The organism is Streptomyces sp. NPDC111656, assembly GCF_055656965.1.
Genome location: NZ_JBVKCA010000017.1, coordinates 134,457 through 147,442, shown reverse-complemented (window position 1 = coordinate 147,442; position 12,986 = coordinate 134,457). Strand labels below are relative to the sequence as shown.

11 protein-coding genes and 2 pseudogenes are annotated in these 12,986 nt (G+C 69.1%); 6 read left to right on the top strand and 7 right to left on the bottom strand.

Annotated elements, in window-relative coordinates:
• Positions 1-156: 156 nt before the first annotated feature.
• Both ACZ7M3_RS38430 and ACZ7M3_RS38425 read right to left on the bottom strand, forming a co-directional pair.
• Positions 157-996: an SDR family NAD(P)-dependent oxidoreductase gene (locus ACZ7M3_RS38430; protein WP_472069754.1), complete on the bottom strand. Its 840-nt coding sequence runs from the start codon at positions 994-996 to the stop codon at positions 157-159.
• A gap of 392 nt (positions 997-1,388) precedes the next feature.
• A complete protein-coding gene (locus ACZ7M3_RS38425) occupies positions 1,389-2,264 on the bottom strand; it encodes a helix-turn-helix transcriptional regulator (RefSeq protein WP_472069752.1) in 876 nt (291 codons plus the stop codon).
• Positions 2,265-2,486: 222 nt separating this feature from the next.
• Between ACZ7M3_RS38425 and ACZ7M3_RS38420 the strand changes: the two genes are divergently transcribed.
• From ACZ7M3_RS38420 to cynS, 3 genes are all read left to right on the top strand, one after another.
• On the top strand, positions 2,487-3,359 hold the full coding sequence (locus ACZ7M3_RS38420) for a helix-turn-helix transcriptional regulator (protein ID WP_472069750.1): 873 nt from the start codon (positions 2,487-2,489) through the stop codon (positions 3,357-3,359).
• A 159-nt stretch (positions 3,360-3,518) separates the two neighbouring features.
• A complete protein-coding gene (locus ACZ7M3_RS38415; RefSeq protein WP_472069748.1) occupies positions 3,519-4,085 on the top strand; it encodes a flavin reductase family protein in 567 nt (188 codons plus the stop codon).
• Positions 4,086-4,207: 122 nt separating this feature from the next.
• Positions 4,208-4,651 carry a cyanase gene (cynS, locus tag ACZ7M3_RS38410; protein ID WP_472069746.1) on the top strand — a complete coding sequence of 148 codons (444 nt, stop codon included), beginning with the start codon at positions 4,208-4,210 and terminating at the stop codon, positions 4,649-4,651.
• Positions 4,652-4,668: 17 nt separating this feature from the next.
• On the opposite strand, the pseudogene ACZ7M3_RS38405 reads toward cynS, so the two are convergent.
• Positions 4,669-4,912, bottom strand: a pseudogene (locus ACZ7M3_RS38405) (transposase family protein); the annotation flags it as partial.
• Positions 4,913-4,981: 69 nt separating this feature from the next.
• Positions 4,982-5,146 carry a hypothetical protein gene (locus tag ACZ7M3_RS38400; protein ID WP_472069744.1) on the bottom strand — a complete coding sequence of 55 codons (165 nt, stop codon included), beginning with the start codon at positions 5,144-5,146 and terminating at the stop codon, positions 4,982-4,984.
• Positions 5,147-5,346: 200 nt separating this feature from the next.
• Between ACZ7M3_RS38400 and ACZ7M3_RS38395 the strand changes: the two genes are divergently transcribed.
• The 3 genes and pseudogenes from ACZ7M3_RS38395 (at position 5,347) to ACZ7M3_RS38385 (ending at position 7,935) form a co-directional block, all read left to right on the top strand.
• Positions 5,347-5,568 (top strand): hypothetical protein, encoded by a 222-nt coding sequence (locus ACZ7M3_RS38395; RefSeq protein WP_472069742.1) that lies wholly within the window; start codon positions 5,347-5,349, stop codon positions 5,566-5,568.
• Between the two features lie 281 nt (positions 5,569-5,849).
• A pseudogene (locus tag ACZ7M3_RS38390) lies at positions 5,850-6,113 on the top strand (M24 family metallopeptidase); the annotation flags it as partial.
• 211 nt (positions 6,114-6,324) lie between these two features.
• Positions 6,325-7,935 (top strand): purple acid phosphatase family protein, encoded by a 1,611-nt coding sequence (locus ACZ7M3_RS38385; RefSeq protein WP_472069740.1) that lies wholly within the window; start codon positions 6,325-6,327, stop codon positions 7,933-7,935.
• Positions 7,936-8,047: 112 nt separating this feature from the next.
• Here ACZ7M3_RS38385 and ACZ7M3_RS38380 read toward each other — a convergent pair whose 3' ends face one another.
• The 3 genes from ACZ7M3_RS38380 to ACZ7M3_RS38370 form a co-directional block, all read right to left on the bottom strand.
• Positions 8,048-9,109, bottom strand: coding sequence for a threonine aldolase family protein (locus ACZ7M3_RS38380; protein ID WP_472069738.1), 1,062 nt, complete (start codon positions 9,107-9,109; stop codon positions 8,048-8,050).
• Positions 9,110-9,126: 17 nt separating this feature from the next.
• A complete protein-coding gene (locus tag ACZ7M3_RS38375) occupies positions 9,127-9,702 on the bottom strand; it encodes a helix-turn-helix domain-containing protein (protein ID WP_450424896.1) in 576 nt (191 codons plus the stop codon).
• Positions 9,703-9,961: 259 nt separating this feature from the next.
• Positions 9,962-12,946: a glycoside hydrolase family 2 TIM barrel-domain containing protein gene (locus tag ACZ7M3_RS38370; protein ID WP_472069736.1), complete on the bottom strand. Its 2,985-nt coding sequence runs from the start codon at positions 12,944-12,946 to the stop codon at positions 9,962-9,964.
• Positions 12,947-12,986 lie beyond the last annotated feature (40 nt).

The window sequence follows — 12,986 nt, the reverse complement described above, 5'->3', positions numbered from 1 at the left end:
GACATCACAGAACCTCAGTCTCTTTGATCGGAAGGCGGGGAGCGCGGGATTGATCGGAAGGCGGGGAGGGGCGGATCGGTGTGGTGCCCGGCCGGGCCGGTCGTCCTGCCCGGCGGGGCTGCTCGTGGGGGCTGTAGGTGCCCGATCGCGTCGGCGTCAGACGGCGACGTGGTGCGCGGTGGCGGCGGACTTCTCGCGCCACGGGGCGAGGTCCTCCTGCACCTGCTGGTACTTGACCTCGAGCCGCTCGATGGTGTCGCGCCCGAGGTAGAGGTGCGTGGGCAGCTTCTCGGTGGAGGCGACCTCGACGATGAGGGCGGCGCCCTCGACGGGGTCGCCGAGCTGGGCGTGGTTGGCCTGGTCGATCCAGTCCAGCGTCACGTGCGCGGGGGTGTCGTCGTAGTCGGTGATGCGGTTCGCGGCGACCGACAGCGAGCTGGCGTCGAGGAAGTCGGTGCGGAAGACGCCGGGCTCGACGACCATCGACTGGATCCCGAACGGCGCCATCTCCGCGGAGAGTGCTTCGCTGATGCCGGCGACCGCGAACTTCGACGCGCTGTACAGACTGACGCCGGGCTCGCCCTCGAAACCCGACCGGGAACCGATGTGCACCAGCCTGCCGGACCCCTGCTTGCGCATCACGGGCAGCACGGCACGGGTGACGTTGATCAGGCCGAAGACATTGAGGTCGAACAGCGACCGGGCCTCCGCGTCGCTGATCTCCTCCAACGCGCCGAGCAGGCCGCGGCCGGCGTTGTTGACCAGGACGTCGATGCCGCCGAACCGGTCCACGGCGGCCTCGACCGCCTGCGGGATGCTGTCGTTGTCCGTGACGTCCAGGGCGACCGCGAAGACGTTGTCGGAGTTCTTCAGATCGGCCGGAACGCGTTCCGGGTTTCGTACGGCGACCACGACATTGTTACCGCCTGCCAGAGCGGCGCGGGCGATTTCAGCGCCGATTCCACGGGAGGCGCCGGTGACAAACCACGTAGCCATGGGAAAAACCTCTTTCGTCGTTTCCCCTTCTCGGGGATTTCCTGTTGACGTATTCGACTGTGCCCGTCGGCTGCGGCGGTATGAAGGCTGTGCTTTTCCTGGGAGTCTCACACCCAGGAAGACGAGACGGCCCTGGCGAGCCGCTGTCCGGGGGAAGTGCCGGAGGCTGCGGCGCGAGCGCTGCGTCGACGACGTGTTGCGGGCGAGGGATCCTTGATCCGAGGTGGGCTGGGAACGAGGTGGGCTGGGAACACCGCCGTCCGTCCCATCGGATGAGCCGCGACGTCCGGAATACGTGCGGAATCTGGTTTTCAATCCGCCGACACCCGACGCGGCGCATATTTTCGGTGACTTCTTGAATCGAATTCAGGGTGCCGTCGACGGCACTCGGCTCAGGCGCCGTGTGCGGGATTCTGCTGGTGACGTACTTCAGGTGCGCTGATGGAGCCCAGCAGGGCCAGGCCGTCGGCGGAGGGGGAGCCGGGCTCGGCCTGCAGGATGACGAGCTGCTGTCCCGGAGCGCTGCGGATGGTGAGGGCCTCATGCCGCAACTCCAGGTCCCCCACGCCGGAGTGGTGGATCTGCTTGACGTCGTAGGGCGGGACCCGGGTGTACTCGCGTGCCCACAAGGAGCGGAACTCCTGGCTGCGCACCGACAGTTCGCCTACGAGCTCCAGGATGCGGGGATCCTCGGGCGTGCTCGCGGCGGACTGCTGAAGGTCGGCGACCGCACGGTGCTTGGCCCGCTCCGCGTTCTTGTAGAAGGTTTTCGCCGCGGGGTCCAGAAAGAGCATGCGCAGCACGTTGTCGTGCTGCGCGAAGTCGCGGTAGAGGGCGTCGGCCAGTGCGTTGGTGGCCAGCAGGTCCTGGGCATGCCCGACGATGAAGGCCGGCGTCCTGGTCCAGCTTTCAATCAGTTGCCGCAGTTGCGGGCGGACGCGCTCGACCCGGAAGGGTCGCTTCGTGCGGCGGGTTGCAGGCTGAGCCAGCCGGAAGAGTTCCCGCTTGTCCTCTTCCCCGAGTTGCAGGACGCGGGCCATGTCCTCCAGAACCCGGAGCGAGGGGCTGCGTTCACGGCCCTGCTCGAGTCGGCTGTAGTAGCTCGGACTGACACCTGCGAGCGTCGCGACCTCGTCACGCCGCAAGCCGGGCACTCGACGCCGGCCGGCGCTGGGCAGTCCTGCGTCCACGGGGTTGAGGCGTCCCCTGCGGGAGCGGAGGAACTGACCCAGCCCTTCAACGGAGTCAGGGCGCGTGTCGTGGTCCATGCTGCCGAGGCTAGGCGGAAAACGCCCGGAAAATTTCTGTCGAAGGTGGGTGCATTACACCCAGGATTCAAGGCCCCCGGGCGACACAAGGAGCTGGCGGACGACGAGAGGTCTCCCAGGCGTGCGAAGACGGCGAATTATTCTGTGTGCAGGGTGTGCGACCTGGTGCAATACTCCGCGACCGGCACTTCTGATCGGCGGGAAACCATCTAGTCTTGCTGCATGAGCAATGGGACACCTTTGGGTGATTTCCTCCGAGCCCGCCGAGAGGCCCTCAAGCCGCACGACGTCGGTCTCCCCGAACACGGGCGACGTCGGGTGCCGGGACTGCGCAGAGAGGAAGTCGCGCTGCTCGCCGGAGTCAGTTCCGACTACTACATCAGGCTGGAACAGGGGCGCGAAAACAGCCCGTCCCCGCAGGTGCTCGAGGCCGTGGCACAAGCGCTGAAACTGGATACGGAGGCTGCCGACCATCTCAACCGCCTCTGTCTGACCGCCTCGCAGCGCCCGCACGACTGGGGCGAGGCGGACGCCAGCCGGCAGTTGTTGCAGCTGATGGACGGATGGGAGCACACTCCGGCCTTCGTCATCGGCCCGGCCCTCGACATCCTGGCGGGCAACTCCCTTGCCACGGCTCTCCACAGCGGGTTCGAGCAGTTCGACAACCTCGCCCGCATGGTGTTCGTCGACCCGGCGGGGCGAGAGTTCTACCAGGAATGGGAGCGCGCCGCGCACTCCTGTGTCGCCGAACTCAGGGCAGCCTACGGCCACGATCCCGAGTCGGCCCGCATCGCCGAGGTCGTGGCGGAACTGTCCTCCCAGAGCGAGGAGTTCGCGGGGATTTGGCAGATGCACGAGGTCAAGGGAAAGTCCCAGGAAGGAAAGCATCTCAAGCATCCCCTGGTCGGCGACCTGCACATCAAGTTCGCGGCTTTCACGGTCAATGGGGCCCCGCATCAGCAACTGGTGGTCTATCAGGCCGAACCGGCCAGCCCGACCGCGGATGCCTTCGAGGCGCTGAGGACCATGGCGGCCGAGCCGAAGCATGCCCGGGCGGCCGTGCCCGCGGCCGACCTCGCCGCCAAGGGGCAGTAGCGGCGCACATGAGCATGTGCGCCCGGTGGAGGCTGGTCCTGCCGCACCCAGGAACAACGCGGCCTTCATAGCGGTGCGCCCGTCTGCCGACACTCGATTCGACAGACAGTGCGCCGGCCGGGATGCCGACGCGCGGATCGCACGGCACCAGGAGCACACATGATTACCGTAAAGGACCTTCAGCCCCACGCCCTCGACCAGGTTCACCGTCTGATCGAGCCTGGCCCCGTGATCCTGGTCACCACCCGGCACCGCGGAATCCCGAACGTGATGACCAACGGGTTCAACATGATGGTGCGCCATGACCCGCCTCTGATCGCGTGCACCATCGGCCCCTGGGACCACAGCTACCAGGCCCTGGTCGAAACCGGCGAGTGCGTCATCTCGGTCCCGACGGCGGACATGGCTGCCACGGTGGTCGACATCGGCAACTGCTCGGGCGCCGACGTGGACAAGTTCGAGGAGTTCGACCTGACCGCCGTATCCGGTGCGGAGGTCCAGGCACCCCTCGTGGCCGAATGCTTCGCCAACATCGAGTGCAGGGTCGCCGACAGCAGCCTCGTGGCCCCCTGCAGCCTCTTCCTGTTGGAGGCCGTCAGGGCGTGGACAGACCCCTCTCAGCCCCAACCGCAGCTGTTTCACCATCGCGGAGACGGGACCTTCACCCTGGACGGGCCGACCGTGGACCTGCAGGACCGCATGACCAAGTGGCAGTACCTCGTGTAGGCCAGCAGGGCCAGTGGGTTAGTAGGCCAGCGGGTCATTAGGTCGGTGCCGCGACACGGCTCCTACGGCTCCTACTCTGGTGTGACGTGCGACCAGGACCACCGTCGTCAAGGGAGATGCACATGCTCACCAAGCAGGAAGCCGCCGAAGCCGTACGTCAGGCCAAGGTGAAGACCGGGGTCACGTGGGCCCAACTGGCCGAAGCGGTCGGCAAGCCGCTGGCCTGGACCACGGCGGCCCTGCTCGGCCAGCACCCGATGGGCAAGGACGAGGCGGCCACAGCGGCGGCACTGCTCGAACTCGGTGGCGACGCCGCCCTGGCCTTCCAGCTCCAGCCGACCCGGGGAGCCCTGGACGGGGCCGTCCCCGTGGATCCCACGATCTACCGGCTCTACGAGGTCGTCCAGGTCTACGGGCCGACCATCAAGGAGCTGATCCATGAGCAGTGCGGCGACGGCATCATGAGCGCGATCAACTTCCGGCTCGATGTCCGGCGTGTTCCCGACCCCGCGGGCGACCGGGTCGTCATCACCCTCGATGGGAAGTATCTGCCGTACCAGTGGTAGCGACTCACTGAGCCCTTTCAACGCTGTCGCTCCAGGGTGAGGACGGCCGCGGCGATCGACGACATTCGATTCGGGCTGCACCGGGACCTGTGGAAGATCCTCCACGACTTCGGTCGTGCGACGCCGCGCTCGACCGGTGCCCGTGCCGCGGACGATGCGCGGTTGACGGACTTGCTGGGTTGGCGTGAGGTCACGGCCTGGCGGGCGTCTGAGGGGCGTCATCACCCACGGGCCGGCTCTCATGTAGGCACGCTCGGCAAGTAGGCTGATCGCGGCGGTCGTGTGGGCGTGGGCGGTGCCCACCGAGATGCCGAAGCCGGCTGCGATCGGTCAGGTACGGGACGGGTTGGGCCCGTTGCCGCCGCCGCTGGCGCGCACGCTCGGCGGCGAGGTGACCGACGTACGCCCCGTGCCGGACCACCCCGTGGGATAGTCGGCCACCGTCGTGCTCACCACGTCGTACGACACCGAGGTGATCGTGGTGACCGGCTCCACCTCGGTCGGAGTCGCCGACCAGCTGAGACGGCTGTTGGCCGAGCACGGTGCCCGGTGGGTGGTGGACGCGGTCGCCGTCCGGCGCGGCCTTCCTCAACTGCTCGCCCAACTTCCCGACCACCGCTGGTTCGTGAGCCTTGCCGGAAATCCGTACGCGGACCTGCCCGCCGCCCACACCCCGCTCGCCGCACTTCGCAGGCGTGACCGGGCGCCTGCTGCCGGCCCTGCCCCGCATCTCGCTGACCGGTGCCATCGCGCCGGCCCCTGGCTGTACCCGGCTGATCCCTGTCACTTGGGACGGCGCCACCGCCAGCCCCGTCGGCGGACACCGGACGGCGTTCCTGCCCGACGCCGCCCTCGCCGCCGTACGACCGCACGGGCAGCCCCACACCCCGGTGCCCCTGCTTCTGTTGACGGGATGAGGGGTGCCTCACGCCGCTGCGCCGGTGAGCCCTTGACCGCGCGGTTTTGCCCCACCCGTATCCGGTACCCAGGGTCGACTGCGCATGACCGAGGCCGACCGGAGCCGCCCGCCCTCACCACCGCCGACACCGACGGAAGTCCTTCGACCAGGGTGTTGCAGGTCAAGGCGGCGTCGCTGCACTTCTACTGGCGCGAGACCCTCCGGTAACTCACCGTGGCCGGACCGGATGACGAACCCACGTGCGCCGCGTGTCTGCTGGATGCCCAGGCGAAGGCCGAGCGGCTGTACGCCGAGGTCGAGCGGCTTGCCACCGGCGCGGGCTGGGGACTGGGCGGCTGGCACGTCGGACACCTCGTGGGTGAGTTCCCGCACGAGACGATCGACGGTGCGGACGTGGAGTCGTACATCGCGCCGGACAACGACACCCCGCTGCGACGCACCGACAAGGCCGGGCGCCGCTGTCACTGGATCCTCGAGATCCACCTCGTCGACCGGGGCCGCGAGTTCGGCGGCTTCTACGAGGAACTGCTTGACCTCGGCTGATCCGTCACGCTCGCTCGGCAAAGAGTGGCGCCCCGGGCCCGGTCGCGTCAACGGCGGGGTGGCCACTGGCAAAGGCGAGGGCAAGAATCGCCTCCGTGGCCCGCCACGCGCGGCGCAATGACCGTCTGGCAACGCACCGTTCACTCAGGGGCCGCTGGGGCGCGCCAGGGTGCGGTCGTTGTCAGCTCAACTGCTCGCCAGAGAGGGCACCATGGCCACACAGACAGGGACATCGGACGAGTCGACGAAGTCTTCCGAGGGGGTCAGCCGTCGCCACGCGCTGGGCCTTCTCGGTACGGCAGGGGCCGGCGCGGCCGTCACCCCGTTGCTGGGAGCAGGTACGGCGCAGGCCGCTCCGCTTGCCGCCCCGGCCCTTCACCTCACCGCGGACTCGGCCGGTGCGCCCCCGGTCCAAGGGCTGCACCTGACCTTCGGGGCGGACCCGCGCACCCAGATGACGGTGTCGTGGATCACCGACAGACCGGTGACCAGACCCGTTGTGCACTACGGCACGCTGGAGCACGGCTTCGGATCCAGCGCCGACGCCCGGACCGTCACCTACGTGGACGGCACCTCCAGCCGTACCGTCTACGTCCACCACGCCTCGCTGAACCGGCTCACCCCGGGCACCGACTACGTCTACCTCGCCACCCACGAGGGCACGACCCCCGACAGCGGTACGTTCCGCACCGCTCCGCGCGGACGGAAGCCGTTCACCTTCACCAGCTTCGGCGACCAGTCCGCTCCGCAGGTGACCTGGGCGGCCGATGGCACGGTGGCGCTCGACGCGAACTCCACCCCCGCGACGAAGGACATCGTCACCGGCATCGAGCAGGTCGCCCCGCTCTTCCATCTGCTCAACGGCGACCTGTGCTACGCGAACCTGGACGTCGACCGGGTGCGTACCTGGAACAACTTCTTCACCAACAACACCCGTTCCGCGCGCTTCCGTCCCTGGATGCCCGCGGCCGGCAACCACGAGATCGAGAAGGCCAACGGCCCGCTCGGACTCGGCGCCTACCAGAGCTACTTCACCCTGCCCTCCACCGAGACCGACGCCGAACTCGCGGGCCTGTGGTACGCGTTCACGGTCGGCTCCGTCCGGGTGATCGTGCTGCAGAACGACGACAACTGCCTCCAGGACGGCGGCGACGTCTACATCAGCGGTTACTCCGGTGGACGGCAACTCGCCTTCCTGGAGAAGGAGTTGAAGGCGGCGCGTGTTTCGCGCGATGTCGACTGGGTGGTCGTCGCCATGCACCAGGTCATGATCAGCTCCTCGGACGCGAACGGTGCCGACCTGGGCCTGCGCCAGAAGTACGGCCCCCTGTTCGACAGGTACGGGGTGGACCTCGTGCTGTGCGGCCATGAGCACAACTACGAGCGCTCGCTCGCCGTTCGCGGCGTCGTCACCGGCAGCGAGACGCTGACCCCTCGCCCGGTCTCCCGGGCCACCGATTCCATCGACACCGGTCTTGGCACCGTGCACATGATCCTCGGCGGCGGAGGTGTCTCGGGCACGACGAACGAGAAGTTCTTCACGGACGGCACCGCCAAGGTGATCACCGCTGTGTCGGCGACCCCCGGCTCCAACGGCAAGCGCACCTCCACCTACACCAAGGAGGAGGCGGTCTGGACCGGAGTCCGGGACCTCGAGCACCCCTACGGCTTCGCCGCCTTCACTGTCGACCCCGGACGGCACGCCGGTGACACCACCCGCATGCACGTGACCTACTACAACGTGAACAAGCCGAACGGCGACCTGTCGGTGTTCGAGACCTTCACGCTCCACCGTCGGCGCTCCGACGGCCACACGAGGTGACCCTGCCGGTTCAGTGAAAGGTGCCTGACGGGTAGACAACCAGGTCAGGCGCCTTTCTTCGCGCGCCTGGAAGAAGCTCGCGAAGAACCGGATCCTCGGCGGCGGCCGCCGGTCAGCGGGTGTGGTGGCGGACCGCGTCGAGCAGCTGGTCGACGTCGTCGGCGCTGTGGGAGAAGGCGGTGACGAACCGGACGATCCCCGGTTCCCAACGGTCGTGGTAGAACACGTAGCCCTCGGCGAGGAGTCCTTCGGTGACCTGCTGGGGCAGGCGGCAGAAGAGGATGTTGGCCTGTGGGGTGGCCAGAAGACCGGTGCCGGGGATGGACTTGAGACCGTCGCCGAGGCGCGTGGCCATCGCATTGGCCTGGCGCGCGTTGCGCAGCCACAGGTCGTCGGCGAGGTACGCGTCGATCTGGGCCGCCTGGAAGCGCATCTTGGAAGTGAGCTGACCGGCGCGCTTGACGCGGAAGGCGAGTTCGGCGGCGAGTGCGGGGTCGAAGGAGACGATGGCGTCGGCGGTCATCGCGCCGTTCTTGGTGGCGCCGAAGGACAGGACGTCGACGCCGGCCTTCCAGGTCATCTCGGCCGGGGTGGCGCCGAGATGGTCGAGGGCGTTGGCGAAGCGCGCGCCGTCCATGTGGACGCGCAGTCCCGCGTCCTTGGCGATGGCGGACAGGCCGCGGATCTCCTCCAGGGTGTAGACGCTGCCGCTCTCGGTGGCCTGGCTGATGCTCACCGCGGACGGCTGCACGCTGTGCACGTCACCGGCCCGGCGGCGCACCGCCACCCGCAGTGCCTCGGGGTCGATCTTGCTGTCGGCGCCTGGCACACCGACGAGCTTGGCGCCGTGGGTGAAGAACTCCGGAGCGCCGCATTCGTCGGTGTTGATGTGGCTGCCGGGGTGGGAGAGCACGCTGCCCCACGGCGGGGTGAGGGCGGCCAGACTCAGGCCGTTGGCGGCGGACCCGGTGGAGACCGGGAAGACATCGACGTCCCGCTCGAAGATCTCGCTGAGCCTGCGGCGAGCGCTGTCGGTGAAGGGGTCGTTGCCGTACGGCAGCACCTGCCCGGCAGCCGCGTCAGCGACGGCCTGGGCTATCTGCGGGGACGCCCCGGCCATGTTGTCGCTGATGAAGGCACGGCTGGAGGGGGTGATGGCGATGGTGGTGCTCATGAGCGTCTTCCTCGGTCTCAGGTGCTGATGGGGGAGGCGAAGACGACGGTGATGTCCACTTCCTCCGTGCCGGTGCGGTAGAAGTGCGGGGCGTCCCCTGCGAAGGCGAGCATGTCGCCGGGGCCCAGATCCTGCGGGGCGTCGACGGGGCCGGCGGTGACGTGCCCGGTGGCGATGAGCAGGTGCTCGATCGTGCCCGTGGCGTGCGGGACGCCGGGCAGCTCCGTCTCGGGCGGAATGCGCAGCCGCCAGATCTCCAGGCTGTTGCCGCTGCTGATACGGCGCAGCAGTTCCCGGGAGACCTCGCCGGGCTCGATGTCCGTGCCCGGCCGGAAGACCGGCCCGGTGTCGGCGTCACGCGCCAGCAGGTCGGCGATCGGAATGCGCAGGGCGATCGCGATCGCATCCAGGGTGTCGATCGTCGGATTGCCGTTGCCGGCCTCCAGCTGCGACAAGGTGGCCTTGCTCAGCCCGGCGCGCCGGGCCATCTCCGCGGCGCTCATCCCGCGCTGCTGGCGGCGCAGGCGGATCTTCGCGCCGACCGCGGCTGCGGTACTGCTCACCGGCTGGCGGCCGGACGGAGGGGGCGTCATCAGCGGCTCCTGTGGGTTGCGGAGCGGGAGGCGCGGACGCGGACCCAAGGAGCCCCGATTGAATGAACCATGCGTTCACTATACCGAACTCTCACAGGAGTGAACACTGCGTTCGATTTACTGAACGCCCTTGGTCGAGGGGAGGCACGCCACCGGTGGCTCATACGCAAGACCCGTGTCGGCCGCGCCGCTGTGCTGCGGCCGGCCGACACGGGTGCCCCTCGCGGTCCGGTGCTCCGTCGCTCGGGAGCCGGGGAGGTCAGCCCGCCGTGATGCGCAGCCTGATCGTGCGGGCCTCGGGACGCAGGGCGAACTCGGGCCACACGTCCGGGCCGCACGAGCGCGAACCGAGTCCGTGCTGCGCCGCGTCGATGGTCAGACGGCTCGTCGTCGAGGCGGGGAGGTCATACGGGTGTCCGGCCCGTGCGAGTTCCTGGGGCGTGTGGCGGCTGAGCGTGAAGCCGGGCCGCCGTCCGTGTGTGTCGGGCAGGGCCTCGACACGGAGCACCTCCGCGCCCGCGCTCGTGAGGGTCAGCCGTCGCAGGCCGGACCGGTGTCCGGTCTCCTGGGGACGTGCGTAGTCGACCGAGAGGTCGTCGATGCCGGAGGAGAAACAGCCGGTGCGCGCCGCCCGCAGACTGTCGGGATACGACTCCGACGGGCCGAGCCCGAACCACTCGGCGCCGTCGACGGGTGCCCCGCCGTCGGGCAGGTCGAAGCGGATTCCGATCCGCGGCCACACCGTGCTCCAGCCCCTCGACGGCTCGATCTCCACCCGGAGTTCGAGCTCGCCGGCTTCGAGCGACCAGACGGACTCCACCATCACGAACAGGGCGGAGTTCGCCGCGGAGACCTTGTCGAGCGTGTGCAGCGCGTCCGTCTTGTCGTGGGGTCGCTCCACCGACACACGACGTGCGGTCAGCCGGTCGAGACCGTCGCGACGCCACAGCTCGGCGTTGGACACCCCCGGTACACTCGCGTCGCTCTCCTCCACACCGTCCGACGGGCTCTCGTCGTTGTCGGTCGGGGCACGGAACAGCTCCAGCCGTGGTCCCGCCACGGCGCGGCCGGCCAGGTTCACGAGGCGGCCGTCCACGAACTCGGCGACCCCGAGCGTCAGCGTTCCGGGGTCCGGTCGCCAGCCCGTGCGGTGCCGGACGGCGGGCACGGGGATGTGCGGCGAACGGTCCGACTGGACGGTGGCCACCACATGGCCCTGGGGAGCCCAGGGGGCGGCGGTCGCCAGGACCGCGTCGATCGTCAGCCACGTCTCGCCCTCGGGCGCCACCGGGACCGGCGGGAGGGACACCCACCCCGACTCGCCCGCCGCGACCACCGGAACCTCCAGGTCCCCGGCGTCCACAGGCGTTCCGTCGTGCTCGACGCGCCAGCGAAAACGCAGGTCGGACGTGTCGGCCGAGTGCCGCAGGTTCGTCACCGCGACCTTGTCGCCGTCGAAGACGAAACGGACCGGCTGGACGACCGCCTTGTACTCGTACAGGCTGGGCGTCGGGACGTCGTCGCTCAGCAGCATGCCGTCCATCACGAAGTTGCCGTCGTGCACGACCTCCCCGAAGTCACCTCCGTAGGCGTGGTACGGAGTGCCGTCCGGCGCCGTGGCCAGGATGCCGTGGTCGCGCCACTCCCAGACGAACCCGCCGTGCAGCCGCGGATGTTCGTGCACCAGCGCCTCGTACTGATCGAGCGCCCCCGGCCCGTTGCCCATGGCGTGGGCGTACTCGCACAGCAGGAACGGCTTGGCCCGCTGCCGGGCGCTCTGCGCGGGGGTGCAGTTCAGCAGCGGCGTGTCCGTGCCGTCCGTGCCGATGCGCCCGGTCTCCGGCACCGACGCGTACATACGGGAGTACACGTCGGTGTACTCACCGGTGTAGTCGCCCTCGTAGTGCACGGGGCGTTCGGCGTCCCGGGCGTGCACCCAGGCCGACATGGCGGCGAGGTTGCTCCCGGTACCCGACTCGTTGCCGAGCGACCAGATCACGATGCTCGGGTGGTTCTTGTCCCGTTCCACCGTCCGCCGGATGCGGTCGAGGTACGCCTCCCGCCACGCCGGGTCGTCGCTCGGGTTGCCCACCCAGCCGAGCTTCTCGAAGCCGTGGGTCTCCAGGTCGCACTCGAGCACGACCCAGAAGCCGAGCTCGTCGGCGAGGTCGAGCAGACGCGGATGCGGCGGGTAGTGGCTGGTGCGGATGGCGTTCACGTTGAACCGCTTCATCCGGGCCAGGTCCTCGCGGGCGTGCTCCTCGTCGAAGACCCGGCCGCGCACGGGATGCGCCTCGTGGCGGTTGACCCCGTGGAAAACGACACGACGGCCGTTGACCAGGAACCGGTCGCCGCGGATCTCGACCGTACGGAAGCCCACGCGCAGCGCGATGCTCTCCGCCGCCGTCGACACGGTGGCGTCGTACAGGCGTGGCCGCTCGGCCGACCAGGGCTCCACCTCGCCGATGTCGACCGGCGTCACGTCGGCCGCGGTCGCCCAGACCTGTTCGACGCCGAGTTCGGGGATGCGCAGGGTGACCGGGAACGCGGACGCCGCGGCGGTGATCTCCGCCTCGACGCGCCCGCGACCGTCACGGAACCCGGTCCGCAGCCAGACGTCCTCGATGCCGCCGGCCGGCCGGGCGGTCAGCGTGACGTCGCGGAAGATGCCCGGCAGCCACCACTGATCCTGGTCCTCGACGTAACTGGCCGCCGACCACTGATGCACTCGTACGGCGACGACGTTGTCGCCCGGACGCACCGCCCGCGTGACGTCGAACTCGTGGGCGAGTCGGCTGCCGCCGGCGCTGCCGATGTCGACACCGTTGACCCAGACCCGGAAGAGCGACTCGACACCGTCGAACCGCAGCACGATCCGCTCGGCGTCGGACCAGTCGGCGGGCAGGGCGAAGTGACGCCGGTAGTCGCCGGTGGGGTTCTCGTCCGGGACGTGCGGCGGATCGATCGGGAACGGGAACTGGATGTTGGTGTAGATCGGCCGGCCGTGGGCTCCGTCGCCCTCCAGCACCCAGTGGGACGGCACCGGGATGCTCTCCCAGCCGTGGTCGTCGAATACTTCGGCCGCGAAGTCCTGTGCCACCGACGCCGTGGGCGACAGCCGGAAACGCCAGGCTCCGTTGAGCGAGAGCGAGGGAGCGTCGGAGTGCAGCCACGAGCGCGCCGGGCGTAGCGCACCGCGCCCGGGTGTGGGGTCCGAAACGTACGCGGAAAGCTCGGAGGGCAAGAGGTCACAACTTTCTTGGTGGCAGCCGGGGGAAATTTTG

What these genes read in the sequence shown, in the direction of transcription:
- ACZ7M3_RS38415 (WP_472069748.1), top strand. Translation starts at nt 3,519, where the DNA reads ATGATTACCGTAAAGGACCTTCAGCCCCACGCCCTCGACCAGGTTCAC.
- ACZ7M3_RS38385 (WP_472069740.1), top strand. Translation starts at nt 6,325, where the DNA reads ATGGCCACACAGACAGGGACATCGGACGAGTCGACGAAGTCTTCCGAG.
- ACZ7M3_RS38420 (WP_472069750.1), top strand. Translation starts at nt 2,487, where the DNA reads ATGAGCAATGGGACACCTTTGGGTGATTTCCTCCGAGCCCGCCGAGAG.
- ACZ7M3_RS38430 (WP_472069754.1), bottom strand. Translation starts at nt 996, where the DNA reads ATGGCTACGTGGTTTGTCACCGGCGCCTCCCGTGGAATCGGCGCTGAA.
- cynS (WP_472069746.1), top strand. Translation starts at nt 4,208, where the DNA reads ATGCTCACCAAGCAGGAAGCCGCCGAAGCCGTACGTCAGGCCAAGGTG.
- ACZ7M3_RS38375 (WP_450424896.1), bottom strand. Translation starts at nt 9,702, where the DNA reads ATGACGCCCCCTCCGTCCGGCCGCCAGCCGGTGAGCAGTACCGCAGCC.
- ACZ7M3_RS38380 (WP_472069738.1), bottom strand. Translation starts at nt 9,109, where the DNA reads ATGAGCACCACCATCGCCATCACCCCCTCCAGCCGTGCCTTCATCAGC.
- ACZ7M3_RS38425 (WP_472069752.1), bottom strand. Translation starts at nt 2,264, where the DNA reads ATGGACCACGACACGCGCCCTGACTCCGTTGAAGGGCTGGGTCAGTTC.